A 26,456-nucleotide genomic window follows, 5' to 3' on the forward strand; every position below is an offset into this window, starting at 1 on the left:
TTTGAACACAACTTATCAAAATATAACTTTATAATTGTGAATATGACAATTGTAATTTTTTCAAGCGGTACAAGCCACTTCAACTAACTAAACAAACTCAAAGAATGCCTCTTTCAAATAATCAAAAGGGCGATGCATTGGATTTTCAACAGAAGCTGTTGGAACGTTTGCACCGTGGGGATATGGAGGCGCTCGGATGTTTGTACGATATGCATGTGGACCATTTGATGGAATTTGGGCTGCATTATGTCACAGAGGTGTCCTGGGTGGAAGATCAGATTCACGATCTTTTTTTGGATTTGTTCAGAGCGAGGCACAGAGCACTGCAAATCCAAAACCTTAAGGCTTACCTGTCCACTTCGTTAAAACGAAGGTTGTTCAAAAGAAGCAAATCCAAGGAACTGCTGATCGAAGAAGATAGTTTTAAGCGATTGTTGCATAACGATTCAAACCATATCGAGACTTCTTCGGAGAGCAAATGGATAGATGCCGAACAGCTTGAATATTTAAAACAGGCGCTAAAAACAGCGATGGATTCCCTCACAAACCATCAACAAAACGCCCTCCACCTTCGGTTTGTGGAGAAAAAATCCTATGGTGAGATTGCGGAACGCATGGAAGTGTCCAAGGCTTCCGCCAGAACCCTGTTGTACCGCAGCTTGAAAATACTTCGCGAAAAGGTGCAATTGCTCCTGTTGTAAAAAATAAAATCTTTTTTGTCTATACACCGTACTTTTCTTTCTCTTATCTATGGAAGGGGATACAATTTTGCCCTCGAATATGTAAAAACTTATGGGTCATACTCCAAAAAAAGGTTGGTCAAAAGAAAGAAAAGCCGATCTGCGAAATAGAATACTCACATCTGCCAAAAAGGAGAAAGAACTCCGTATGCGTCGAAGAAGACGTCGATTTTATGCGGCTGCAGCGGCTTTATTGCCTATTGTATTGACTTTGGGGTATTTTTTCAATGCGTCCAAGGCCGAACCCTCAATAGATCAGTTTGTTAGGGATATGCCCACGGCCACGCCACAAAACCCGGACAAGGTCACTGTAATTTTAGGGGAAGGAGACCAAGTAACCCTGGATGAGGATGAGGGGCATGTGGAATATTCGGAATCAGGTTCCAATGTAAGCATGGGTAACGGAAAAAGTATAGAACAACGGCTAGGGAATGCCGACAAGCCTACCTTTAATACCGTTATGGTCCCTTATGGAAAAAGAAGTTTCATCAAACTTTCCGATGGTACCAAAGTGTGGATCAATTCAGGATCCAAGCTTGTCTTTCCCGCAGCTTTTTCAAAAAAGTCAAGAGAGGTCTATTTGGAGGGTGAAGCCATTTTTGAAGTGGCCCATAACAAGGATAAGCCTTTTAGGGTGAAATCCAGCAAGCAAAGCATAGAGGTGTTGGGCACCGTGTTCAATGTATCCCATTACTCCGAAGATGAGGTCATGCAAACCGTGCTGAAATCGGGCAGTATTAGAATTACCTATGAAAACGCAGATGAAGGTTTTTTGATGAAACCGGGAACACTTTCCAGCTTTAATAAAAAATCCAAAAAAATCAGTACCCAAGAAGTCGACCCAGACGATTATTTCTCTTGGAGAGATGGTTTCTTGACCTTGGACAACAGCAGTCTAGGGGAAATAGCCTCACGTTTATCAAGGTATTACAACAAACCCATATTTTTTGGGGACAATGAACTGGCGTATCAAACTTTTTCGGGCCGATTGGATTTATCCGAAGATATGGTCCGAGTGCTCAGGACAATAAAAGAAACCACAGCATTTGAAATTGTGGAAAATCAAGGGAGCATATTGCTCAAACAGTAACCAACAAAAAAACAATGCCAATGAAATATTGAAGAAGAATAAAAAAAGCCAAAGGATGCGCCAACATCCCTTGGCCTGTAATGCGTTCTATCGCAAAGAATTAACGACAAAACTATTAACTGAACAACAAAATTATGAATTATCACACTAGATGTGCGCATTTTTTGGGCATAAATGTGACCAGACACATCATTTTAGACCTAATGAGATCTTTTGCACTTTTCTTAGCTGTCGGATTGACAACGCTTTTTGCGAAGGAAACCAATGCCCAATCCAAAATGACCCTCGACTTGCATGGGGTGAAAGTGGAAACCCTATTGGATGAGATCCAAAAGAACAGCGAATACATATTTTTCTATAAAGATGGCACCCTTCCTGTCGGTGACCGAATAACGGTAACCAAAAAGGATGCGACCCTTCAAATGATTTTGGAGCCCGTACTGGAACGATTCAATTTAGGGTTCAAAGTACAGGATCGTCAAGTGATCATTTTTAAAAAACCACCTCCAGTTCCTTCAAAAGTCAATGATCCAATGGTCCAGGTTTCCGTTTCAGGAACCGTTACGGATCAAGGCGGAATGCCTTTGCCCGGTGCCAGTGTACTGGAAAAAGGGACCACCAATGGTGTGCAGACCGATTTTGATGGAAATTTTGCCATCGAACTATCGGATGAGGATGCGGTATTGGTGATTTCCTATATTGGGTTTGGCTCGAAAGAGATCAATGTGGCAGGGCAAACGACCATCAATGTTGTTTTGGAGGAAAGTGCGGCCGCTTTGGACGAAATTGTAGTGGTTGGATATGGAACCCAGAAGAAGAGTGACTTGACAGGTTCGGTCGCTTCCTTGGGGCAGGATGATATGAATCCAGGAGCCAATGCTTCCGTAGATCAAATGATGCAGGGTAGGGCTGCAGGTGTGCAAATAACGCAATCAAGTTCTGCTCCCGGAGGAGGGTTGGCCATTCGTATTAGAGGTTCCAGCTCCTTGAATGCAAGTAACGAGCCCCTATATGTAATCGACGGCTTTCCCATTGACAACAGTCCAAATTTAAGTGGGGGAGGCGCCGCACAGGTAGGGGATAACGAAAGCCCAAGAAACCCACTCAACGCATTGAACCCTGCCGATATTCAATCCATTGAAATTTTAAAGGATGCTTCTGCAACGGCCATTTATGGTTCTCGTGGTGCAAACGGTGTAATATTGATAACTACCAAAAAGGGTGGGGAAGGACGAGTGAACATTACCTACGATGCTTACGCAGGACTGCAGACCGTGGCTAAAAAAATTGACCTTTTGACCACATCCGAATATATTGATGTAATAAATTCCCTTTCGGCTGATCAAGGAAACCCGACAGTGTTTTCTTCCGAAGATATCGCCGCAATTGGGAATGGAACGGACTGGCAGAACGAAGTTTTTCGTTCTGCTCCCATAACCAGCCATAATCTATCCGTAAGCGGTGGATCGGAGAAAACATCGTTTTATGCTTCGTTGAATTACTTTGACCAAGAAGGTGTTGTAAAAAACTCGGGCATTACAAGATATACGGGAAGAATCAATCTTGATACCAAAATTGGCGAAAGGGCCCAGTTGGGGTTGAACTTTAACACCAGTTTGGTAAAGGACAACAATAATGTGGACGGTATCCAGACCAATGAGAACGCGGGGCCCATATATGCCTCCTTGCTATATGACCCCACAGAGCCCATTTATAATGAAGACGGCACCTTCGCCCAATCGGCAAACCTTACCGTCAACAATCCGGTTACTTTGATCAATGCCATATCCAGTACTAATGAAACCAACAGGACATTTGGGAGTGTGTTCCTAAATTACAACTTCACGAATGAGCTATCGGGTAAATTTAATTTTGGTACCGATAGGCAAACATCAAGAAGAGACATCTACAATAATTCAAATACGATATATGGAGCGGCTGCTGGAGGAATAGCCAACATCAATACATTGGAGAGGTCCAATTATCTTTTTGAATATACAATGACCTATAACAAGCAGTTCAATGAAGATCATGCACTCACATTGCTTGGAGGTACCACATACCAAAAGTTCAGCACCCGTTTTTTCTCAGGAAACATTAGTGGTTTTCCCACGGATGATCTGCTCACCAACAATTTAGGATTAGGAAATACCAATAATGACGAATTGCAAAGTGGCAAGGAAGAGAATACCTTGCTTTCCTATCTAGGTCGTGTCAACTATACGCTTTTCGATAAGTTTTTGCTTACGGCTTCCTTGCGTGCAGATGGTTCCTCTCGATTTGGCACCAATAATAAGTGGGGGTATTTCCCTTCCTTTGCCTTTGGTTGGAAATTGGAAGAGGAGGATTTTGTTCCTGAAACGTTCAACCAACTAAAGTTGCGTGCTAGTTGGGGACAGACCGGAAACCAAGAAATTGGAAACTATGCCTCCCAGCTAACCTTTGGCACAGGACCCAACGTGGTGCTGGATGGGTCGCTGCAAGGGTCTGCAATTCCTCAGCGAATTGCCAACCCGGATCTTAAGTGGGAAACTACGGAGCAGTTTAACATAGGGATTGATGCATCAATTCACCAAGGTCGCTTTAGCACTACTTTGGATTACTTTGTTAAAAGTTCCAAGGACCTTCTATTCAACCTGCCGTTGCCCGTAGCTTCAGGATATCCCTCCATCCTCCAGAATGTAGGAGAGGTGAAAAATAGCGGTTTTGAGATTTTGTTCAACTCCACCAATATATCCACTGACAATTTTTCATGGAAAACATCCTTGAACTTCTCGGCCATAAAAAATGAAGTGGTGGATTTGGGTCGTATTGAAAGTATCGTTACCGGAAGTATCCAATCCGTTGGAAATACAGCTGTCATTCAAGAAGGCGAATCACTGGCTTCTTATTATGGGTATGTGGTTACCGGTATTTTTCAGGAAGGAGATGATATTGCAGGCTCTGCACAACCGACCGCACAACCTGGTTTTCCAATTTTTGAGGACCGTAACGGAGATGGGGCGATTACCCCATTGGATCAAACCATAATCGGAAACCCGTTCCCGGATTTCACCTATGGTATTCAAAACTCCATTACTTGGAAAGATTTCCAATTGGACTTCTTTTTTCAAGGGCAGCAAGGGGCCGATTTGATCAATATTAACCTCATAGAATCTTTGTATCCCGCAAACTTTAGGAGAAATAGGATAGCAGAACAAGTTTTGGACCGTTGGACGCCTCAGAATACGGACACCAAATGGCCGTCATCCGTCAACCCCAATGCTTATGGTGGAAGCAAGGTGAATTCCCTTACAGTACAGGATGCATCCTATTTTAGATTGAAGAATGTAATGCTAAGCTATAACATCCCTGTAAAGAACTTGGACTTTATGAACGCCCTCCGTGTTTATGTAACAGGTCAGAACTTGTTTACCATAACCAATTACGGTGGTTTTGATCCAGAGGCCAATTCATTTGGTAGAAGTAATGTAAGGGTAGACTACAGTAGTTATCCTTTGGCCCGTACTTTCCTTTTGGGACTGACTGCTAATTTTTAAGACTCAAAACATAAAGAAATGAAATTACATAGAATAATAATCATTGCCTTTTTGGCAACCGTTTTTACAGCTTGTGAAGATAAGCTCGATGAAGAAGTGTTTTCTGAACTGTCACCTTCCAATCTCTTGAACAATGAAAAGGGGATGTCATTTTTATTGAACGCTTCTTATACCTATGCGCACAGGAACAATGACGTTCAGGCCTCATGGGGCGCGTATCATATGAGTAGCATGACCGCTGGCGAAACCTGGGGGCTTGGAGGTTCCATTGAAAACCTTTGGGTGGCCGAAATAGATTTTACTTGGGATTCCAACCATTCGCATTTTTTATCAGTTTGGCAGGTGCACTATAACAGTATCCGTGATGCCAATCTTATTCTGGACAATTTGGACAATGAAAACCTTTCGGAAGAGTTTAAACAATTGACCAAGGCGGAAGCTCATTTTTTAAGGGGATGGAATTATGCTGCCCTCTATAATTGGTTTGGGGAACTTCCAATCTACGCTTCTTCGGAAGATGAGCTATTGCAACCGAGAGCAACTGTGGAAGATACGCGTTCGTTTATTGAACAGGAACTTACTTTGGCCGTGAATGGTTTGCCCGTTGAAGAACCACAATTTGGAAGAGCCTCCAAGGGAACGGCTTTAGCCGTACTTTGTAAATTTTACCTGAATACGAAACAATGGCAAAAAGCAGCTGATGCTGCACAGGATGTCATGGATTTGGGCAAATATGAATTGCTTGAAAGCTACGGGGATATTTTTGCATATGACAATGAAGGCAACCCGGAGTTGATTTGGGTGCTCCCAAAGGATGGGGCAACTTTGACAGAGACAGGTCAAGGCCTGAACGCACTTACCTTTCCACCTGATTTTCCCGTGCCGTTTTCGAACAACTCTGTATTTGCTGCAAGAACGTACCTTTTTGATGACTTCGTGAATTCTTTTGAGGAAACGGATACCCGTAAGGAGCAGATTATTACGGAATGGACCAGTACCAATACTGGAGAACTGGTCACAGGACTTGGAAACGATCAGTCCTTCCCATATAAACTGCCTTTTGAGCCCAATTCCATAGGGGCTTGGGCTGGAAATGACCTTCCCGTAATTCGTTATGCAGACATTCTACTTAGTAGAGCAGAAGCCCTGAATGAAATCTCAGGACCGACCCAAGAAGCTATTGACCTTATCAACGAAGTAAGGGAAAGGGCGGAAGCTACGCCATATACGTTGGCAGGGTTTACCAAGGCGTCACTTCGTGATGCTATTTTACAAGAGAGGGAATGGGAATTTTATTGGGAAGAAAAAGCTCGTGAAGATCAGATAAGACATGGTGTATTTATTTCCAGGGCCCAGACTCGAGGCAAAAATGCACAGGATTACCATGTATTGTTCCCCATTCCCCAAGTGGAGTTGGATGCCAACCCCAGCTTGGAACAAAACCCAGGTTATTAATCTATAAAACAAAATAATCAAGATGTTCAATTTTAAAAAGATAAACAAAATGCTTTGGGTTACTGCAGGATTTCTTGTGGTAACTACGGTTTGTTCCTGTCAGGGAAATCAAAAAAACCAAGAAAAAGACACCGAAGCTACGCTAAGTAATAAACCTAATTTTGTCATCATTTTTGCCGATGATTTGGGTTATGGGGATTTAAGCTCTTATGGTCACCCGACCATCCGGACACCATATTTAGATCAAATGGCCCATGAAGGCCAAAAATGGACTAACTTTTATGTGGGAGCCAGTGTTTGTACACCTAGTCGTGCTGCATTAATGACAGGAAGGCTGCCCGTGAGAAACGGTATGGCCAGCAGCGAAGTCCGTGTGCTTTTTCCTGATTCGCACAATGGGTTGCCTCAAACGGAGGTTACCATAGCGGAGCAGATGAAAGCGGCAGGCTACGCGACAGCGGCAATAGGGAAATGGCACTTGGGGCACAAGGAAGAATTTCTTCCTACCAGTCATGGCTTTGATTCCTATTTCGGAATCCCCTACAGCAATGACATGGACAATGTGGTTCCCTTTAGATCGATGGAAGGGTATTTTGATTTTTGGAAATCCGAAGAGCGAAAGGATATCAATACATTTAATGTTCCTTTGATGAGGGATACGGAAATCGTTGAACGTCCAGCCGATCAGCGTACCATTACCAAGAGATATACGGAAGAGGCTGTAAAATTTATTGAAGAGAAAAAAGACGAACCTTTCTTCTTGTATTTGGCGCACAACCTTCCCCATGTGCCATTGTTCACTTCCAAGGAATTTGAAGGCACCAGCCCAAGAGGTTTATACGGTGATGTCGTGGAAGAGATAGACCATAGTGTTGGGCAAGTACTTGATGCTTTAAAACAAAATGGACTTGCCGAAAATACGATCGTGGTGTTTACATCCGATAATGGCCCTTGGTTGATTATGAACGAAGAAGGGGGAAGTGCTGGACTGTTGAGAAACGGAAAAGGATCCACCTGGGAAGGGGGTATGCGCGAGCCTTGTATTTTTTGGTCTCCTGGTAGAATAAAACCCGGAATAGTTACCGATTTGGGTACAACAATGGACTTGTTCACCACTTTCAGTAATATGGTAAACGTACCAATTCCTAACGATAGGGTAATGGATGGAGTGGATTTGGCCCCCGTATTATTTGAAGGCCAAAAGAGTTCTAGAAACGATATGTTCTATTACCGAGGGGATAAGTTGTATGCTGCTCGTCTAGGCGATTATAAGGCACATTTTATAACCCAAGACCCCTATGGTCCAGATGCTGTAGAGCATGAGACACCTTTACTTTATAACTTGAATGTAGATCCTTCTGAGAAATATGACATTTCCAAAGAAAATCCAGAAATTATAGCCGAAATTAATGAAGCTGTAAAAAATCATAACGATAATATGGTAAAAGGCCCCGATCAACTTAAAGATCGAGGAGAGTAAGAGTCTATCCCTAGTTTAGTTAATTATTTGATAGAAATTCAAGAAGAAAAGCACGGTGAAAGTCGTGCTTTTTTATGTGTGACCATATCCTCGTGGGTAAAACAAGGGTTTTCTTAAGATAGAAATAGACAAACTTATTAAGCGATTAATTATTTATGGTTAATTTTGAAGTCTACGAAGTCAGCGTATTATAAGAAGTCTGTAATTCGGTTAGCAGTAAAAGTATTTGCAAGGATATACTCAGTAGATATAGGGGTTGACAGGGATGGTTCGAATCCCTCAGCGCCCACAGAAAAAAAGCCTCCGAGAAATCGGAGGCTTTTTTTGTTTGTGTCTGGAAAAAATAGAGAGTGATGGTGGATTGCTAAAAGTATTTTTTCTCAAAGCATCATAATAGGAAAAATATTACTTTTTGTCGAAATATTTTTTTCGATTCCCAATAATAGATGTATGTTTCCGGCACTAAACTAGCACATGAAAAAAATACTAACCTCTATCCTTTTGGGTTTGGTACATTTCTTGGTATCTGCCCAAACAGAATTCATCACTACTTGGAAAACTGACAATCCCGGAGTATCAGCGGACAACCAAATTACAATACCCACTTTTACAGGAGAAACTTATAACTATACTGTTGATTGGGGTGATGGCACTTCCGATTCCAACGTATCAGGTGATATCACACACACTTATGGAGTTCCCGGCACTTATCAAGTTTCCATTTCCGGAACTTTTCCCAGGATTTATTTTGAGGCCGAAGTGGTTTCTGGAGGTTCGGGATTTTCAGTGAATGGACTTGACGATAATAATAAATTGTTGAGTATAGATCAATGGGGTTCGAATCAATGGACTTCAATGCGAAATGCATTTTTTGGTTGTGAGAATATGGTAATCAATGCCACGGACATCCCCGACTTTTCAAACACTAATAATTTAAGCTCAATGTTTAGGTTTTGTTCCTCCCTATCAACTAATGAAGCTATGAGAAATTGGGATGTAAGTTCTATTACTTCCTTTTATAGTATGTTCGAGTATGCAATACTTTTTAATGAAGATATCGGAGGTTGGGATACATCTAATGTCGGGGGGATGGGGTTTATGTTTTCTGGAGCTGAATCTTTTAACCAAGATATAGGAGGTTGGGATACATCAAATTTACGTGATGCACAGTATATGTTCCAAACAGCATCTGCGTTTAACCAAGATGTTTCATCATGGAATTTAGAGAACTTGATATTTATGAATGGTATGTTTTCTGGGGCAAGTTCTTTTAATCAGCCTATCGGTAGTTGGAACGTTTCCAATGTTACAGTTATGGCCAATGTGTTTAGCGGAGCTACTTCATTTAATCAACCTATTGGTGAATGGGATGTTTCCAATGTAGAAAGTATGAATTCACTTTTTGATCAAGCTATGTCATTTAATCAAGACTTAAGTGCTTGGGATATGTCCAACGTAGTGGATTTAGGAAATATGTTTCAATTTGCGCAGGCGTTTGATCAAAATTTAGGTGATTGGGATATTGGAAAGGTAACAAGTATGTCCAATATGTTTTCCTTTACGAAACTCTCTCAAGGTAATTACGATAGTACCCTTATTGGTTGGTCTAACCTTCCAAGTTTGCAGAGTGGAGTTCAATTTGATGCTGGGCGTAGTACATTCTGCAGTAGCGATATGGCTCGCACACTTCTTATTACTGACTATGGTTGGACCATAACGGATGAAGGCAAAGGTTGTCCATTTGTTACCACTTGGAAGACGGATAATCCTGGAGCTTCAGCCAGTAATCAGATTAGCATTCCTGTTTCTAATGAATTCCTTTATAATTATGAAATAGATTGGGGCGATGGGACTGTGGATACAGATGTGGTGGCTGGTGTTACCCATACCTATGCTACTGCGGGTACTTATCAAGTTTCTATTTCTGGGAACTTTCCCCGAATTTATTTTAACGAATCGGGGGATGCAGCTAAGCTTCTCAATATCAAAAAGTGGGGGGATATTGAATGGGCTTCTATGGAGTCGGCTTTTGCAGGCTGTTCCAATCTAGCGGTTGGTGCAGCAGATGCTCCAAACCTATCGAATGTTACGAGTTTGAACCGAATGTTTTACAATTGTAACTACACATTTAATAATGCAAATGCCAGAGAATTCCCGAACTTTAATGGAGTTGAAAACTTCGATTCTTGGGATGTAAGTACAATTACGGATATGTCCCATATGTTCGATAAGTCTTCATTTAATCAGGATATTCCCTCTTGGGATGTGAGCAATGTAGAGGATATGTCCTATATGTTTTTTAGTTCCAGTTTTGACAAGGATATCAATTCTTGGGATGTGAGCAATGTAGTGAACATGGCAGGGCTTTTTAGCAGTGGTATGTTCAACCAAAATATTTCTGATTGGGATGTAAGCAGTGTTGTGAATATTGATTTTATATTCAACAGCACTTATTTCAATCATGATATTACAGGATGGAACGTTGTAAACTTGGTTAGTATGCGGCACGCCTTTAGCCAAGGACATTTTGACCAAGATCTTAGTTTATGGGATATTACCAATGTGCTGGATATGAGCAATGCTTTCGATGATTCCGATTTATCCAAAGAAAATTACGATAATATACTGATTGCATGGTCCCAACTTCCAGGATTAAAAACTGGCGTGGTGTTGGGAGCAAACGATGCCGTATACTGTGCAGCCGAAAACGAAAGAGCTACTTTAATCAATGATTACGGCTGGACCATAAATGATTACGGGATTGATTGTGAAACCGAAGTGCCTTTTGTCACTACTTGGAAGACGGATAACCCAGGTCCTTCAAATGATAACCAAATTACCATACCCACGAGTGCAACAGATATTTATGACTATAGGGTAGATTGGGGAGATGGTACTTTTGATGAAGGTGTTACAGGGGACATTACCCATACTTATGCACAGCCTGGAGTTTATGAGGTGTCGATTACTGGAAAATTTCCTAGAATATATTTCAACGGTTATGAATTTGGCTCCCAAACCTCTGATGATTTAAAATTATTATCCGTGGATCAATGGGGTTCCAACCGATGGAAGTCAATGGATTTTGCATTTGCAGGGTGTGAAAATATGGATATTACGGCAACGGATATACCCGATTTTTCAAGAGGGGTTTCATTAACCGGAATGTTTTGGGATGCCAAATCTTTGGAGGGGAACGCATCTATTGCAAATTGGGATATTGAAAAGGCTACATATATGAACTTTATGTTCAGAGGAGCCAGCAGTTTTAATGGTTCAATTGGAGAATGGGATGTTACCGGAAAGAGAGATTTCACTGGAATGTTCGAAGATGCCGAATCGTTTGATCAAGATTTGAGCAATTGGAATGTTCAAGATATGGAGAATATGACCAATTTGTTCAAGGGCTCTGGCCTTTCAAATACAAATTATGATAAAATATTGATGGGTTGGAGTCAGTTGCCATCTTTAAAAAATGGGGTGCAATTAGGAGCCCCGGATAATTATTATTGTAGCGCAGCGGATGAGAGACAATATTTAATTGACACCTACGGCTGGAGTATCAACGACGCAGGTGCCAACGAAGCGTGTTTTTTTGTGACCACCTGGAAAACTGACAATCCTGGAATGTCACAAGATAACCAAATCACCATTCCAACCTCTACAGATGTAATTTATGACTATTCTGTGGATTGGGGCGATGGTACTTCGGATTCAAATGTAACCGGAGACATTACTCATACGTATAGTACTCCAGGAATATATAAAGTTTCAATTTCTGGAACATTCCCACAAATCTTTTTTGTTAATCAAGGAGACAAGGAGAAAATACTTTCTGTAAATCAATGGGGGGATAATGCGTGGTATTCTATGTTTAATGCTTTCCATGGTTGTTCAAATCTGGATGTTGTTGCTGAGGATACTCCCAATCTATCCAATGTAACCAACACACAATATATGTTTAGACTATGTGGTGAATTAGTTGGCACCGCTCTTTTTAATGATTGGGATCTTAGTTCAGTCATCAGTATGGACTTCATGTTTAGGGAGGCGACGAATTTCAATCAGGATATTTCCAATTGGGATGTCGGTTCTGCCGGTACTATGATGGGAATGTTTTTGGATGCCAAGGCTTTTAACCAAAATATAGGAACTTGGGACATTCAAAATGTGACAACCACTGAACGTATGTTCCGAGGCGCTGAATCTTTTAATCAAAATTTGAACACTTGGAATACCTCCAATGTGGTCAACATGTATGGAATGTTTTTCTATGCTTCAGCTTTTAACGGACAAATTGGAGCGTGGAATGTTGGCAATGTGGCAAACATGAGCAATATGTTCACCGAAGCACGTGCTTTTAATCAGGATATTTCCAATTGGAATACTTCCAGTGTTACAGAAATGGCCTCTATGTTTGGTCTGGCTACCTCTTTCAATCAAGATTTAAACGGTTGGAATGTATCCAATGTTACCAACATGGCATATATGTTCGAAAATGCGGAGTCATTTAACGGAAATCTTTCCAATTGGAATGTTTCAAGCATTCAACAAATGGGCAATATGTTCAATGGGGCATTGAGCTTTAATCAAGATATCTCCAGTTGGGATGTTTCCAACGTTGTCGAGATGAGTGGAATGTTGGCCGGAGCTTCGACTTTTGATCAAGATCTAGGAGGTTGGAACGTTTCAAATGTTGCCGATATGACTTCCATGTTGTACGGGGTAACCTTATCGACTGCAAATTATGATAGTCTGTTGACGGGCTGGAGTTCCTTGCCAACTTTGCAAACTGGGGTCGTGTTCGATGCGGGCAATAGTCAGTTCTGTTCGGCGTCTTCCGAGCGTCAATTGCTAATAGACTCATACGGGTGGACAATTACCGATGACGGCAACACCGATGGTTGTTATTTCGTGACCACATGGAAAACGGATAATCCAGGAGTCTCAGCGGACAACCAAATTACAATACCAACTCACTTGGATGAAACCTATAGTTACACAGTTGACTGGGGCGATGGGAATTCAGATACAAATGTTACTGGCGATATTACACATACCTATGCAACTGCAGGAACCTATCAAGTTTCGATTAGTGGCGATTTTCCAAGGATTTATTTTAATGATTTCGACGGAACCGAAAAGGATTCGGATAAATTGTTGTCTGTTGATCAATGGGGAACGGGTAGGTGGAGTTCTATGGACAATGCATTTACCAATTGTTCCAACATGGATGTTTTGGCAACAGATATACCCGATTTAAGTCAGGTAACCTCATTGGGGGCTATGTTCAGATTTTGTCAATCTCTAGAGGGGAATGATTCCTTTTCCAATTGGGATGTCGGAAATGTGACCAATTTTTCCAATTTGTTCGATGGTGCATCCAAGTTTAATCAGCCAATTGGGACTTGGGATGTTTCACAGGCAACGTGGATGGTTTACATGTTTTCCGATGCTACTGATTTTAATAGTGATATTTCTAATTGGAATCTTTCTAATGTCAATCAAATTGGGGCGATGTTTTTAGGAGCTAGCTCCTTTAATCAATATGTAGGTTCTTGGGATACGCACAACGTTGTATCAATGAGCACAATGTTTGCTGGGGCAAGTGCATTCAATCAAGATATTTCAACTTGGGATGTATCCAACGTTGAGAGTATGGGAGGTATGTTTTCTGGGGCAAAATCATTCAATCAAGATATCAGTAAATGGAATGTTGGAAACGTAACGAATATGAATTCAATGTTCGCTGGCGCCGAATCATTTAACCAGCCCATAGGTGTCTGGGATGTAAGTGCGGTTACCGATATGTCGGCCATGTTTTTCGAAGCAACTTTGTTTAATCAACCGCTATATAGTTGGAATACTTCTAATGTTACAAAAATGAGTTCTATGTTTGGCAAGGCAAGTACTTTTAATCAACCTCTGGGAGATTGGGACGTAAGCAATGTAGAGAGTACTTCAGGGATGTTTTTAGAGGCGGTTTCTTTCAACCAAGATTTATCGAACTGGGATATGGGGAATAAAACTTCTATAGGGGGAATGTTTAACGGTGCAACTTCTTTTGACCAAAACTTAGGAGAGTGGGAAATAAGTAATGTGACCAATATGGATTACCTTTTTTTAAATGCAGGATTATCCTTGGATAATTACGACAAAACATTGATTGGTTGGAATAGCTTGACCTTAAAACAAAACAATGTTGTTTTGAACGCTGGCTCAAGTCAATATTGTGATTCTGAAGAAGCACGACAGAGCTTAATTGATGGTTTTGGGTGGACCATTGTTGATGGAGGTAAAGCGCCATTGTGCAACGAGGACAATGATGCCGATGGAGTTTTAGATCATTTGGACCTTTGTTTGGATACCCGACCAGATGCAGTTGTCGACGAATATGGTTGCGAAATTATTCCCGTAGATGCTATCCAGGTTTATGTATTGACTCCAAGTTGTATTGGTAGTTCGGATGGAGCTGTAACTATTTTAATGAGTACAACCGGACATTTGATGGATATTTCCATTATAGGGGATTCCTACACCAATCAATTTGATGATGTGGTCTCTGGGCAGGAATTTGAAATAGGGAATCTTTCCGAAGGCACCTATACCATTACAGTTTCAATACCAGAAATTCTTTTTGAACAAACCTATGGAGTTACTGTTAACGAATTGGCATCCGTAACAGGTAAAAGAGCATCTACGGATTCCAAAACAGGTACTGTTATTTATGAAGTGGCAGGAAGTGAAAATTACAATGTTCAGGTGAATGGTGAGATACGAAATTACACTTTTGAAAATACCAGTGAGCAGACCATTGTCCTGAACAACTTACATGGGCAGACTGAAATCGCGATTTCTGGAGAAAATGACTGTCAAGGTATTGTATCCGATAGCTTTTTTATTGGGGATACGATTCAGGTTTACCCAACAATAACCTCGGCAAGTGTAAACATTTTATCCAATGATGACACATTTAATGTTCAGGTTTTTGGTATTGATGGAAGACTGGTCAAGGAGTTTCAGTATAATCATAACGATAAAATAATGGATGTTTCTACTCTAAAATCCGGTGTCTACTTGCTACAAATGGAAATTAACGGACGTATGGAAACTGTAAAGATTGTAAAACGATGAAAAAGGTAAGATTAATTTCTCGAGTTCTATATGTTGTAATAATACCCCTGTTTTTATCATGTGGTGGAGGAGGAGGGGGTGAACAACCGCTGCCAGAACCCGAACCAAGCAATGATTTGCCGGCTCGAGTTTTGGGTGCGTTACCAGCCAATGGAGAACCCTGTTCCGATTATGAGGAAGTGCCTTCGGATGAATCCAAAGTTTTAATTGCCTTTAACTGGAATGCTGCCCAATATGCAGATAGTTATGAGTTGGTGGTGTTGGAAGATAATTCGGAAGTGTTTAGAGATACCTTTTCCAATTTAGAAACTCAAGTGGAGTTACAACGAGGCAAAACATATACTTGGTCCGTAAATTCTATCAATGAGTTTGGGGAAACATCAGGAAATACGTATTCCTTTACTACCCCGGGTACGCCTGTTGGTAATTATGCTCCTTATGCTGCTGAAATCTCAATTGATTTTAATACTGGAACAATGGAAATGTCCATAGGTTGGATTGGTAACGATGAGGATAATGATGTGCTAATCTATGATGTGAAAGTATGGGAAAATGAAAACGTTCTTATGGAAGAAGCGAATTATACTTTAGATTCATTGGAACCGGTTTTGTTTTTAAATGGTGAGAGTTATTCGGTAGAGGTAGTATCTAAGGACACTTCAGGTAATTTCTCCATTTCAACAATGAGTGCAGAGGCTCCATGAAATAATTAATCAAGTGAACAATAAAGCCTTCGATTTCTCGAAGGCTTTATTGTTTTATACCGTTATTGACTCTCCAATATCAGGTAGCATTAATTTTTTGCCATTCTTTTCGAAATATTCAACTGCTTTGGCCTTGTCGATTTTAATGGGTGGGAAAGTATCATAATGGTACCCAATTACTTGATTACATTTAATAAAATCACTTGCAACAGCGGCATCTTCATATCCCATGGTGAAATTATCTCCAATGGGTAGCACTGCAATATCTAATTTCGGACAGGTTTTGGGAATCAGTTCCATGTCCTTGGTCAATGCGGTGTCTCCAGCGATATAAACACACTTTGAATCATCATATAGCACAAATCCGCCTGGGTTTCCCCCATTGCTTCCATCGGGCAGCATACTTGAATGTATTGCATTTACATATTTGGCAGTCCCAAAATCAAAGGTATATTTTCCACCATGGTTCATGCCGTGTCCCTCAATACCTTTGTTGCCGAACCAAGTGGCTACCTCAAAATTGGAGACCAACAACGCTTCTGGGTTGTTCTTTGCAATGGCTTCCACATCGAGCACATGATCTTGGTGGCCGTGGGTCACAAAAATGTAATCGACCTTGAGACTATTAATGTCAATGTCGGATACCATTTCGTTACCAGTGATAAAGGGGTCGAACAGTATTTTTTTTCCATTCATCTCTACTAAAAGTGTAGCATGACCTAAATAGGTGATTTTCATAGTGTGTAATTTTTATTTTTACTTATCGTGATTTTTTCCTTTCGTCTAAAGTTAACAAGAACGCTTGTCAATATCAATTGGAATTTTAGGTTGGTGCGCAGATTGTTTTAGGAATTTTTAGAATCCTAAAAATATGGAATGCAGAAAAAGAGTTTAACTTTGCAACATGATTGCCACAATTTGCAGAAAAGCACATTTTAATGCCGCCCATAGGTTACATAACCCTAAGTGGAGCAAGGAGAAGAACATAGAGGTTTTTGGTAAGTGTAACAGTCCTAGTTTTCATGGCCATAATTTTGACCTTGAGGTGAGAATTAAAGGAGAGGTTGATCCAGATACCGGTTTTGTAATGGACCTTGCTGATTTAGGTAAATTGATCAAGGATGAGGTGGAAGAACGTTTTGATCATAAAAATTTGAACGAGGATTGCCCAGAGTTCAAAAACTTGTTGCCAACAACGGAGTACTTCGTAAAGGTGATTTACGATATTTTGAAACCCAAACTAAAAAAAGGCCAATTATTGCACATTACCTTGCACGAGACATCAAAGAACTCTGCAGCGTATGGAGATTGGGATTAATTTCCGATATTGCACCCCGTTTTAAAAGGGATATTAGCTCAGTTGGTTTAGAGCGCTGCCTTGACAGGGCAGAGGTCACTGGTTCGAATCCAGTATATCCCACTTTATTTTCTTCCTTCTATAAAATATCCAGAACCCTCTCCAGTGCCATTCCTCTAGAACCTTTGATAAGTAATGTTCCTTTTTCCAAAGGTTTTTTTTCAAGATGTTCTTTAAGATCATCAAAAGATTTAAACTTATTGAATGATGTTTTGATGCCAAAGAAGTTTTCACCCACTAGGTAAACATTGTCAAATTTGAGTTCCTCTGTTAAATCAGCAATGGTCTGGTGCTCCTCGGATGCTGTAGTTCCCAGTTCAAACATATCACCAATAATTATCGATTTTTGGCTGCTATCCATCGATGCGAAATTTTCTAAAGCGGCCTTCATACTAGTGGGGTTCGCATTGTAAGCATCAAGAACAATGTTAAAACCGTTTTTGGATAAAATTTGTGACCGGTTATTTTGTGGTTGATAGGCCTCAATGGCTAATTTAATATCTTGCAAGGGCACATTGAAATATTTGCCCATGAGAATAGCTGCGCAGCAATTGGGAAAGTTGTACTTGCCAATTAGTTGAGTGTTTATTCGTGTTCCTTCTGCCTCCAAAACTACATAAGGATCGATTCCAAGAAATTTAATATTGTAATATTGATGGTCGCTGGTGCTGAAGCCTATCTTTTTGGTATAGGAGTCCAGTTTTTCTTTTTGAATCTGATCATCGGCATTAAGGAAAACATACTTATTATGGGAGGTTAGATAATCATACATTTCGCTTTTTCCTTTGATTACTCCTTCCACACCTCCAAAACCTTCCAAGTGGGCCTTGCCAAAATTGGTAATGTAGCCAAAATCTGGCTGGGTTATGTTGCATAAAAACTCGATTTCCTTTTGATGGTTGGCACCCATTTCCACAATGGCTATTTCGGTATCCTCTTTAATGGATAAAAGAGTCAGTGGAACACCAATATGATTGTTGAGGTTGCCTTGGGTGGCAATGGTTTTATATTTTTTGGAGATTACCGAATTGATGAGTTCTTTAGTTGTTGTTTTGCCATTGCTTCCTGTTAGCGATATCACTTTTGCTTTACAATGGTTTCGATGGTAGGTTGCCAGTTCTTGTAACGTTTTCAAAACATCCTGGCACAAAATGGTTTTATCGGAGGTGCTGAACGCTTCCTCATCTATTATCGTAAAGGCGGCTCCCTTATCCAAAGCGTCTTGAGCAAAAGCATTTCCATTAAAGTTTGGGCCTTTTAGGGCAAAAAACAGACAATTCTCACTGATTTTTCGAGTGTCCGTACATATTTTGGGGTACGCCAAGAATAGAGCGTGTAATTCTTCTATTGTCATAAATCGAAGATAAAAAAAAGCCCCGACCTTTTGGTCGGGGCTTTTTAAATACTCAATAGGTTATTTTATCTCGCTTTTTTGTGGCGTACTGTCTTTTTAGATCTAGATTTAGATCCAACTCTAGACATGGCACATCTAAAGCCGATGTCATCTGTTGCCATATATTGTGGCAAGTATCTACGTTGTGCAGGATCTAACCAGTAAGCACGATCTCTCCATGATCCACCTTTATATACTCGAACTTCATTGTTGATCAAAGAGGTCCTGTAGTTGGATTCATCATACTGGCGAACAAGTTCACCATCTTCATTGCGTTCCACCTTGTGTTGTGGGGAATCGTACATTTTTTGGTTGTCTTCTTCATCGCTAAAACGGCTGAAGAATCTAGAAGAACCTGGGTCACCGTCTCTAAACCCTCTGTTGTCACTTTTGTCAAAATTGGTCCTTAGGTAGGTTTCCTGATCAGTAACGGGAACTTCTTTTATTTCTCCTGGAAGGTTGATGGCCACAATTTTACCATTTGGCAATGTGTCATAAACAATTTTATCTGTCAAGATCTCAACTTTTCCATCTTCGCCAATCGCCTTTTTCATGAAGACGTTTCCACGATAATAGTTAAAATCACTTATTTCATCATCTACAATGGGACGGTATACATCAGCAACCCATTCGTTTACGTTTCCAGCCATGTCGTAAAGGCCAAAATCGTTGGGTTTGTATGATTTAACCTCACCAGTAATATCGGCACCATCATCGGACCATCCGGCAATTCCGCCATAATCACCTTTACCTTGTTTAAAGTTGGCCAATTGGTCTCCTCGTCCTACACGTTGTCCGTTACGGGTGTAATCACCTTCCCATGGGTATTTTTTTCTACCTCTATAGTTATTGTACTCTCTGGTTCCAACAAGGGCTTGGGCAGCATATTCCCACTCAGTTTCGGTAGGTAGTCTGTAAGCAGGCATTATTATACCGCTGCTTCTCTTGGCAAAAGCATTGATGGAATCTTGTTTTTGTTTTCCTTGGAGGGAATCAATTTCACCGCCATAAACAGATTCTGGATTGTTAAGGTAAGCTTCGGTGCTGAACGTTCCATCGATTTCGCCGTTCAAAACTTTATATTTGGAATCTTCCGCCAAATAACCTTCTCTCTCCAGCATAACTTCGTTTACCCTGTCGGTTCTCCATTCGGCATATTGGGTGGCCTGTACCCAATTAACACCAACAACCGGGTATTCTGCGTATGCAGGGTGTCTAAGGTAGTTGTTTGTCATTGTTTCATTAAAGCCCAATCGGTTTCTCCAAACCAAAGTGTCGGGAAGGGCACCTTTATATATATTGGCGTAATTGGGATTTTCTGGAGGATAAACCTCTTTCAAGTAATCCAAATACTCCAAGTACATTACGTTGGTTACTTCCGTTTCATCCATATAAAAGGATTGTACGTGCTGTTGGGTCGGGGTGTTGTTCCAATCGTGCATTATATCGTCCTGGACCTTACCTTTGGTAAAAGTTCCACCCTCTACAAATACTGTTCCTGGAGGAGTTTCTTGCTCCTTAAAGTCCGAATTGTATTGAAATCCCCCTTCTTTGGCATTAATTTTCCAACCAGTGGCTCTGGAGACATTCTTGGATGAGGAAGAGTTTTTACAACTGGAAAAACTTCCCATCACTACGGCGCAAGAAAGTACAACTTTGATTAAGTGTTTTTTCATAATTTGGGCTTGAGTACTTTAAAACTCAGGGTCTATACCCTCAGTAACTTCGACTTGTTTTGATTTTTTTAAATCCTTTCGATGGCATTAAAACGGTGTTTTTACCATTATATTTTGTGCGCATCAAATATTTATGGCAATGTGATAATTGGCACATGCTATACTTCAGTAACGGAGAAGGTGCTAAATTAGTATGGATACCTTTGTTTTTAACGAATTAGGTGTACTTTAAAGCTTCTTTTAGATTTAGCTTGGATTTCATTGATTTAAAAAATCCACTGACAATTACAAGAATTTATGGAAATGAACGTTTACATGTAATAATCCAATAAGTTTATTTTGGACCTTGAACTTTACTAAACGCTAAATACTTAGAATGAAAAAGTTACTCGTATTGGTCGTGTTGCTTACCGTAGCCCCATGGATGAGCGCACAGCAAGAAAGGGCGATTACCACAGCTGTTCCATTTTTAACCATAGCTGCAGATGCTAGGGCATCCGGTATGGGCGATATGGGGGTTGCAACGTCCTTTGATGCTTATTCCCAGCAATGGAACCCGGCTAAATATGCTTTCGCAGACCAAAAATCGGGTGTGGGTGTGAGTTATACTCCATACTTGGAAACCATTGTGAACGATGTTTCCCTATTGAATGCCAATTATTATAATAAGCTTAATGACCGAAGCGCTTTTGCCTTTGGACTCCGCTATTTTGGATTGGGAGAAATAGAGTTGAGACAAACCATTGATCAAGATGCCACTTTGGTAAAGCCAAATGAGTTTGCATTGGACGGGTCTTATTCTCTAAAACTCAGCCAAAGCTTTTCCATGGCAGTTGGAGGAAGGTTTATTAGTTCCAACTTGAGGTTTCAAGATGGAACCCAGGATTCACAGGCTGCAAATGCCTTTGCCGTAGATATCGCAGGTTTTTTTAGGTCTCGTGAAATTGCTTATAGTAATTATGATGGTCGTTGGAGATTTGGTTTCAATATTTCAAACATAGGAGGTTCACTTCAGTATGATGAAGGGGGGCAGGAAAACTTTTTGCCCACCAACCTTAAATTTGGAGGAGGTTTTGATTTTATTTTCGACCAAGACAATGTTCTGGCCATAAATACCGAATTTAATAAGCTATTGGTGCCTACCCCGAGAGATTTCAACGGCGATGGTGACATTACAGTTGAAGATAATGATGAATACCAAAACATTAGTTTCTTTAATGGAATATTCGAGTCTTTCGGTGATGCGCCCGATGGGTTTGGTGAAGAGTTAAAAGAAGTTACATGGGCACTAGGGGCCGAATATAGGTTTAGAGAAGCTTTTATGTTGCGAAGCGGATATTTTAATGAAAGTGAAGAAAAGGGCTCCAGAAAGTTCTTTACACTGGGAGCAGGTTTTAAATTCAAATCAGCACAAATAGATCTTTCTTATCTATTTTCAACTTCACAGGTCAGGAACCCGTTGGAAAACACCTTGCGATTTTCGCTCTCCTTTGATTTTGGGGAAGAATTTTATAATGACTAAGAAAGCCTAAAATAAATAGGAAACAACCTGTCCCTTGGACAGGTTTTCTTATTTTTGGGATACACCATTAAGTTTACATGGAAAAAAGAAAAATTGGTTTTGAACTGTTCATTTTTGACGATGAAGCAGAGTTGTCACAAAACGACCGAAAATTGTTACAGGATGCGGCGGAGGCTAGAGAAAATGCATATGCACCTTATTCAAAGTTTAAGGTGGGCGCGGCAGTCCTGTTGGAAAACGGGGAGGTAGTAATAGGCAATAATCAGGAAAATGCATCCTATCCTTCAGGTCTCTGTGCTGAGCGCGTAGCGATTTTTCATGCAGGAGCTAAATACCCTGGTGTTACCATTAAATCCGTCGCTATCAGTGCTTCGTCTTCTAAACACGAAGTGGAGGAGCCAGCAGCTCCGTGTGGTAACTGCAGACAATCTATAATGGAGTATGAGCAAAAGCAGAATTCTCCAATATCATTGTTGCTTAGGTCCGAGAAAGGACCCATTTATAAATGTAATTCCATAGCGGACATTTTACCTTTAGCATTTAATAGTTCATTTTTAGGCGATTCTTAATTCAAATCTTTTTCCAAAACAGATATATATGTATTTTTGCCTTTCCCTACCACAGGGGGAAATTCATTTAATACAACTGTAGATGAAAAAAATCACCAAAGAAGTTTACCTTAAATGGTACGAGGACATGTTTTTCTGGAGAAAATTCGAGGATAAACTTGCCGCCGTATATATTCAGCAAAAAGTTAGAGGCTTTCTACACCTATATAATGGTCAGGAAGCAGTTCTGGCAGGTGCCTTGCATGCAATGGACCTAGATAAGGATCGTATGATCACTGCTTATCGAAACCACGTTCAGCCAATCGGTATGGGTGTAGACCCAAAAAGAGTAATGGCAGAACTTTATGGAAAAGTTACCGGAACATCAAAAGGTAATGGTGGGTCCATGCACATTTTTTCCAAAGAACACCGTTTTTATGGTGGACACGGAATTGTTGGTGGACAAATTCCTTTAGGTGCTGGATTGGCCTTTGGCGATAAGTATTTCAAAAGAGATTCCGTAACCCTTTGCTATATGGGAGATGGTGCCGTACGACAAGGTTCGTTGCACGAAGCTTTCAACTTGGCCATGCTATGGCAATTGCCTGTAGTTTTCATTTGTGAGAACAACGGTTATGCCATGGGAACTTCCGTAGCACGTACATCACACTCCACTGATATTTGGAAATTGGGTCTAGGTTACGAAATGCCATGTGGTCCTGTAGATGGAATGGACCCTGCTGTTGTTGCCAAAGAAATGGATAAAGCCATTGAGCGAGCAAGAACAGGTGGAGGGCCAACTTTCTTGGAGATGAAGACATACCGATATCGTGGACACTCCATGTCTGATGCACAGCATTATAGAACAAAAGATGAGGTAGAAGAGTATAAAAAGATAGATCCTATTACTCAGGTGAAAGATATTATCCTAGAGAAAGGATATGCATCCGAAGACGACCTAAAGAAAATCGACAAAAAGGTGAAGGACTTGGTTAAAGAATGTGAGAAATTCGCTGAAGAATCAGACTTCCCACCAAAAGAGCAAATGTACGATACCGTATACGAGCAAGAAGACTATCCATTTTTACAACATAAATTATAATTAGATGGCAGAAGTAATCAACATGCCTAGATTGAGCGATACCATGGAAGAAGGAACCGTGGCAAAATGGCTCAAACACGTAGGGGACAAAGTCGAAGAGGGAGATATATTGGCTGAAATCGAAACCGACAAAGCCACCATGGAATTTGAATCTTTCCATGAAGGGACCTTGCTCCACATCGGAATAGAGGAAGGTGATGGTGCCCCGGTTGATTCGCTTTTGGCCATAATCGGTGAAGAAGGAGAGGATATTTCCGGTCTGTTGAACGGGTCTGGGGGTTCATCCAATTCATCGGAAGAAGAAGGTGCTGCAGAACCAGAAGCAGAAAGTTCAGCTTCGGGCAGTGCACCGGCAGACATTCCTGAAGGAGTAGAGATTGTAACCATGCCGAGATTGAGCGACACCATGGAGGAAGGAACCGTGGCCAGTTGGTTAAAAAGTGTTGGTGACGAAGTCGAAGAAGGAGATATCTTGGCAGAGATAGAGACCGACAAAGCCACTATGGAATTTGAATCATTCTATTCCGGAACCTTGTTGCACATTGGTATCCAAGAAGGTGAAGGAGCTCCAGTTGATTCACTATTGGCCATTATTGGCCCAGAAGGAACCGATGTTGATGCTATATTAAAATCACAAGCTTCAGGAGGTTCTTCCAAGAGCGCTCCTAAGAAAGAGACATCCAAAGAAGAAGCTCCAAAGGCTGAAGCAACTTCCAAAAAACAAGAAACAATAACCGCTACCCAAGACGGCCAACGCATCTTTGCTTCGCCATTGGCTAAAAAGATTGCGGAAGAAAAGGGAATCAACTTGGCCGATGTAAAAGGAACAGGTGACAACGGAAGAATTGTCAAAAAGGATGTTGAAAATTATCAGCCATCCCAAGCGACTCCAGCCACTGAAAAATTAGCTGAAGCCGCAGCGGCACCAGTTGCACCGGTAAGTTTGCCAGTAGGTGAGGAAAGTATTGAAGAGGTTAAAAATTCCACCATGCGCAAGGTGATTGCCAAGCGTTTGGGTGAATCCAAATTCTCTGCACCACACTACTACCTTACCATTGAAGTGGATATGGACAATGCAAAGGCGTCTCGTTCGCAGATAAATAATTTGCCTGATACCAAAGTGTCCTTCAACGACATGGTATTGAAAGCTTGTGCGATGGCACTTAAAAAGCACCCTCAGGTAAATACCTCTTGGAATGGGGATACCACAGTGTACAAACATCATGTACATATGGGTGTTGCAGTAGCAGTGGATGAAGGTCTTGTGGTTCCGGTAATCAAATTCGCGGACCAAATGAGTTTGACTCAATTGGGGACTGCGGTAAAAGATTTGGCTGGAAGGGCAAGAAACAAGAAAATTAAGCCGGACGAAATGGAAGGAAGCACCTTTACCGTGTCCAATTTAGGGATGTTCGGTATTTTGGAATTTACTTCCATTATCAACCAACCAAACTCAGCAATTTTGTCGGTTGGAGCTATTGTTGAAAAACCAGTGGTGAAAAATGGTGAAATTGTACCAGGCAGCACAATGAAAATTACATTGGCTTGCGATCACAGAACGGTTGATGGTGCCACAGGGGCACAGTTCCTTCAAACATTAAGAGCATACTTGGAGAATCCTGTGACCATGTTGGCTTAAACTGTCAATTCGTACGCAGTCGAGAATACACAAATCAAAAAGCATCCTTTTAAGGATGCTTTTTTTATCTTTAAAGAATTCAAAAAGTAATAATATGAAGACACTGATATATGCCTTAATAACTCTTTTTGCGATGAACTGTGGTTCTACTCAAGTATCGGAAACCACGGTGATTGAATCGCCAGCTTTACCGGATTCTGAGGATACGTTTACCAATTCAGAAAGAATAGGCGACATGATGAACTACTTGGCATCCAATGACCTAAAAGGAAGAGATTCAGGGAGTGAAGGCATAGAAATGGCAGCAAAATATATTGAGAATTATTTCAAGTCCTATAGACTTCGACCCTATTTTGAAACCTATCGAGATACCTTATCAAATTTCAAAAAGCCTGCGTATAACATAGTCGGTGTGATTGAGGGCAATGATCCTAAATTAAAAGAGGAATACATTTTAGTTGGCGCACATTATGACCATATTGGTACCATAAAGCCGGAAAACGGGGATTATATCGCAAATGGTGCTAACGATAATGCTTCGGGAACTTCAACGGTTTTGGAATTGGCACGTTACTTCGGAACACAAAAAACCAATAAGCGTAGTTTAATATTTGCTTTGTTCAGCGCCGAGGAAAAAGGTTTGTTGGGATCTAAACATTTGGCCAAAAAATTAAAGGAGCAAGATTTAAACCTGTACACCATGCTCAATTTTGAGATGACAGGTGTTCCCTTAAAGGGAAAGGATTATTTTATGTATATCACTGGATATGATATGTCCAATTTGGCAGAAGTCAGTAATAAATATGCAAAAGAGAATTTGGTAGGCTTTTTACCAACGGCGAAAGAATTTAACCTTTACCAACGATCGGACAACTACCCGTTCCATGAAGAATTTGCAGTGCCATCACACACATTTTGCACTTTTGATTTCACTAATTTTAATCATTATCATAAAGTAGGGGACGAACCTGACCTGATGGATTTTGCCCATATGGCAACTTTAGTGAATAAGACCATTCCAGTTTTAGAAGGAATCATCAACGCTCCAATTCAAGAGATTAAATTGTCAAAATAAAA

The 26,456-nt window shown here is 40.8% G+C and carries 16 protein-coding genes and 1 tRNA gene; 14 read left to right on the top strand and 3 right to left on the bottom strand.

The features are described 5' to 3' along the window. The first annotated feature begins 104 nt into the window (after window positions 1–104). From D2V08_RS03545 to D2V08_RS03575, 7 genes are all read left to right on the top strand, one after another. Window positions 105–701 (top strand): RNA polymerase sigma factor, encoded by a 597-nt coding sequence (locus D2V08_RS03545; protein ID WP_119606723.1) that lies wholly within the window; start codon window positions 105–107, stop codon window positions 699–701. 91 nt (window positions 702–792) lie between these two features. Then, window positions 793–1,830, top strand: coding sequence for a FecR family protein (locus tag D2V08_RS03550; protein WP_119606724.1), 1,038 nt, complete (start codon window positions 793–795; stop codon window positions 1,828–1,830). Window positions 1,831–1,964: 134 nt separating this feature from the next. Next, window positions 1,965–5,369, top strand: a complete 3,405-nt coding sequence (locus D2V08_RS03555; protein ID WP_119606725.1) for a SusC/RagA family TonB-linked outer membrane protein — start codon at window positions 1,965–1,967, stop codon at window positions 5,367–5,369. Window positions 5,370–5,387: 18 nt separating this feature from the next. Next, entirely contained in the window at window positions 5,388–6,824 is a 1,437-nt protein-coding gene (locus D2V08_RS03560) for a RagB/SusD family nutrient uptake outer membrane protein (RefSeq protein ID WP_119606726.1), read from the top strand. Between the two features lie 22 nt (window positions 6,825–6,846). Then, complete coding sequence (locus D2V08_RS03565; RefSeq protein WP_245980484.1) at window positions 6,847–8,304, top strand: sulfatase family protein; 1,458 nt, start codon at window positions 6,847–6,849, stop codon at window positions 8,302–8,304. Window positions 8,305–8,778: 474 nt separating this feature from the next. Then, entirely contained in the window at window positions 8,779–15,438 is a 6,660-nt protein-coding gene (locus D2V08_RS03570; protein WP_119606727.1) for a BspA family leucine-rich repeat surface protein, read from the top strand. Then, entirely contained in the window at window positions 15,435–16,142 is a 708-nt protein-coding gene (locus D2V08_RS03575) for a hypothetical protein (RefSeq protein WP_119606728.1), read from the top strand. Before D2V08_RS03570 ends, D2V08_RS03575 begins: the two co-directional genes overlap by 4 nt. Before the next feature lie 54 nt (window positions 16,143–16,196). Here the strand turns inward: D2V08_RS03575 and D2V08_RS03580 are convergent, their stop codons facing one another. Beyond that, complete coding sequence (locus D2V08_RS03580; protein WP_119606729.1) at window positions 16,197–16,880, bottom strand: metal-dependent hydrolase; 684 nt, start codon at window positions 16,878–16,880, stop codon at window positions 16,197–16,199. A 166-nt stretch (window positions 16,881–17,046) separates the two neighbouring features. Here D2V08_RS03580 and D2V08_RS03585 point away from each other — a divergent pair, with 166 nt between their 5' ends. Continuing rightward, on the top strand, window positions 17,047–17,460 hold the full coding sequence (locus D2V08_RS03585; RefSeq protein WP_119606730.1) for a 6-carboxytetrahydropterin synthase: 414 nt from the start codon (window positions 17,047–17,049) through the stop codon (window positions 17,458–17,460). A 27-nt stretch (window positions 17,461–17,487) separates the two neighbouring features. Then, a tRNA-Val gene (locus D2V08_RS03590) sits at window positions 17,488–17,562 on the top strand. Window positions 17,563–17,578: 16 nt separating this feature from the next. On the opposite strand, the gene D2V08_RS03595 is transcribed toward D2V08_RS03590, so the two are convergent. After that, window positions 17,579–18,853, bottom strand: a complete 1,275-nt coding sequence (locus tag D2V08_RS03595) for a UDP-N-acetylmuramoyl-tripeptide--D-alanyl-D-alanine ligase (RefSeq protein ID WP_119606731.1) — start codon at window positions 18,851–18,853, stop codon at window positions 17,579–17,581. Window positions 18,854–18,918: 65 nt separating this feature from the next. Beyond that, window positions 18,919–20,568 carry a gliding motility lipoprotein GldJ gene (gene gldJ / locus D2V08_RS03600; RefSeq protein ID WP_119606732.1) on the bottom strand — a complete coding sequence of 550 codons (1,650 nt, stop codon included), beginning with the start codon at window positions 20,566–20,568 and terminating at the stop codon, window positions 18,919–18,921. Between the two features lie 376 nt (window positions 20,569–20,944). Here gldJ and porV point away from each other — a divergent pair, with 376 nt between their 5' ends. The 5 genes from porV to D2V08_RS03625 all read left to right on the top strand — a co-directional run bounded on the left by porV (window position 20,945) and on the right by D2V08_RS03625 (window position 26,454). Continuing rightward, window positions 20,945–22,090, top strand: coding sequence for a type IX secretion system outer membrane channel protein PorV (gene porV / locus D2V08_RS03605; protein WP_119606733.1), 1,146 nt, complete (start codon window positions 20,945–20,947; stop codon window positions 22,088–22,090). A gap of 77 nt (window positions 22,091–22,167) precedes the next feature. Then, entirely contained in the window at window positions 22,168–22,659 is a 492-nt protein-coding gene (gene cdd / locus D2V08_RS03610) for a cytidine deaminase (RefSeq protein WP_119606734.1), read from the top strand. A gap of 82 nt (window positions 22,660–22,741) precedes the next feature. Then, a complete protein-coding gene (gene pdhA / locus D2V08_RS03615; protein WP_100816255.1) occupies window positions 22,742–23,740 on the top strand; it encodes a pyruvate dehydrogenase (acetyl-transferring) E1 component subunit alpha in 999 nt (332 codons plus the stop codon). A gap of 4 nt (window positions 23,741–23,744) precedes the next feature. Continuing rightward, a complete protein-coding gene (locus tag D2V08_RS03620) occupies window positions 23,745–25,379 on the top strand; it encodes a pyruvate dehydrogenase complex dihydrolipoamide acetyltransferase (protein WP_119606735.1) in 1,635 nt (544 codons plus the stop codon). Window positions 25,380–25,473: 94 nt separating this feature from the next. Further along, on the top strand, window positions 25,474–26,454 hold the full coding sequence (locus tag D2V08_RS03625; protein ID WP_119606736.1) for a M28 family metallopeptidase: 981 nt from the start codon (window positions 25,474–25,476) through the stop codon (window positions 26,452–26,454). Window positions 26,455–26,456: the final 2 nt, after the last annotated feature.

It is taken from the genome of Flagellimonas lutimaris (genome assembly GCF_003581615.1).
Lineage (GTDB): Bacteria > Bacteroidota > Bacteroidia > Flavobacteriales > Flavobacteriaceae > Flagellimonas > Flagellimonas lutimaris.

Excerpts from the sequence above, each read along its gene's own strand:
- D2V08_RS03545 (WP_119606723.1), top strand. The coding sequence starts at position 105 with ATGCCTCTTTCAAATAATCAAAAGGGCGATGCATTGGATTTTCAACAG.
- D2V08_RS03550 (WP_119606724.1), top strand. The coding sequence starts at position 793 with ATGGGTCATACTCCAAAAAAAGGTTGGTCAAAAGAAAGAAAAGCCGAT.
- D2V08_RS03555 (WP_119606725.1), top strand. The coding sequence starts at position 1,965 with ATGAATTATCACACTAGATGTGCGCATTTTTTGGGCATAAATGTGACC.
- D2V08_RS03560 (WP_119606726.1), top strand. The coding sequence starts at position 5,388 with ATGAAATTACATAGAATAATAATCATTGCCTTTTTGGCAACCGTTTTT.
- D2V08_RS03565 (WP_245980484.1), top strand. The coding sequence starts at position 6,847 with ATGTTCAATTTTAAAAAGATAAACAAAATGCTTTGGGTTACTGCAGGA.
- D2V08_RS03570 (WP_119606727.1), top strand. The coding sequence starts at position 8,779 with ATGAAAAAAATACTAACCTCTATCCTTTTGGGTTTGGTACATTTCTTG.
- D2V08_RS03575 (WP_119606728.1), top strand. The coding sequence starts at position 15,435 with ATGAAAAAGGTAAGATTAATTTCTCGAGTTCTATATGTTGTAATAATA.
- D2V08_RS03580 (WP_119606729.1), bottom strand. The coding sequence starts at position 16,880 with ATGAAAATCACCTATTTAGGTCATGCTACACTTTTAGTAGAGATGAAT.
- D2V08_RS03585 (WP_119606730.1), top strand. The coding sequence starts at position 17,047 with ATGATTGCCACAATTTGCAGAAAAGCACATTTTAATGCCGCCCATAGG.
- D2V08_RS03595 (WP_119606731.1), bottom strand. The coding sequence starts at position 18,853 with ATGACAATAGAAGAATTACACGCTCTATTCTTGGCGTACCCCAAAATA.
- gldJ (WP_119606732.1), bottom strand. The coding sequence starts at position 20,568 with ATGAAAAAACACTTAATCAAAGTTGTACTTTCTTGCGCCGTAGTGATG.
- porV (WP_119606733.1), top strand. The coding sequence starts at position 20,945 with ATGAAAAAGTTACTCGTATTGGTCGTGTTGCTTACCGTAGCCCCATGG.
- cdd (WP_119606734.1), top strand. The coding sequence starts at position 22,168 with ATGGAAAAAAGAAAAATTGGTTTTGAACTGTTCATTTTTGACGATGAA.
- pdhA (WP_100816255.1), top strand. The coding sequence starts at position 22,742 with ATGAAAAAAATCACCAAAGAAGTTTACCTTAAATGGTACGAGGACATG.
- D2V08_RS03620 (WP_119606735.1), top strand. The coding sequence starts at position 23,745 with ATGGCAGAAGTAATCAACATGCCTAGATTGAGCGATACCATGGAAGAA.
- D2V08_RS03625 (WP_119606736.1), top strand. The coding sequence starts at position 25,474 with ATGAAGACACTGATATATGCCTTAATAACTCTTTTTGCGATGAACTGT.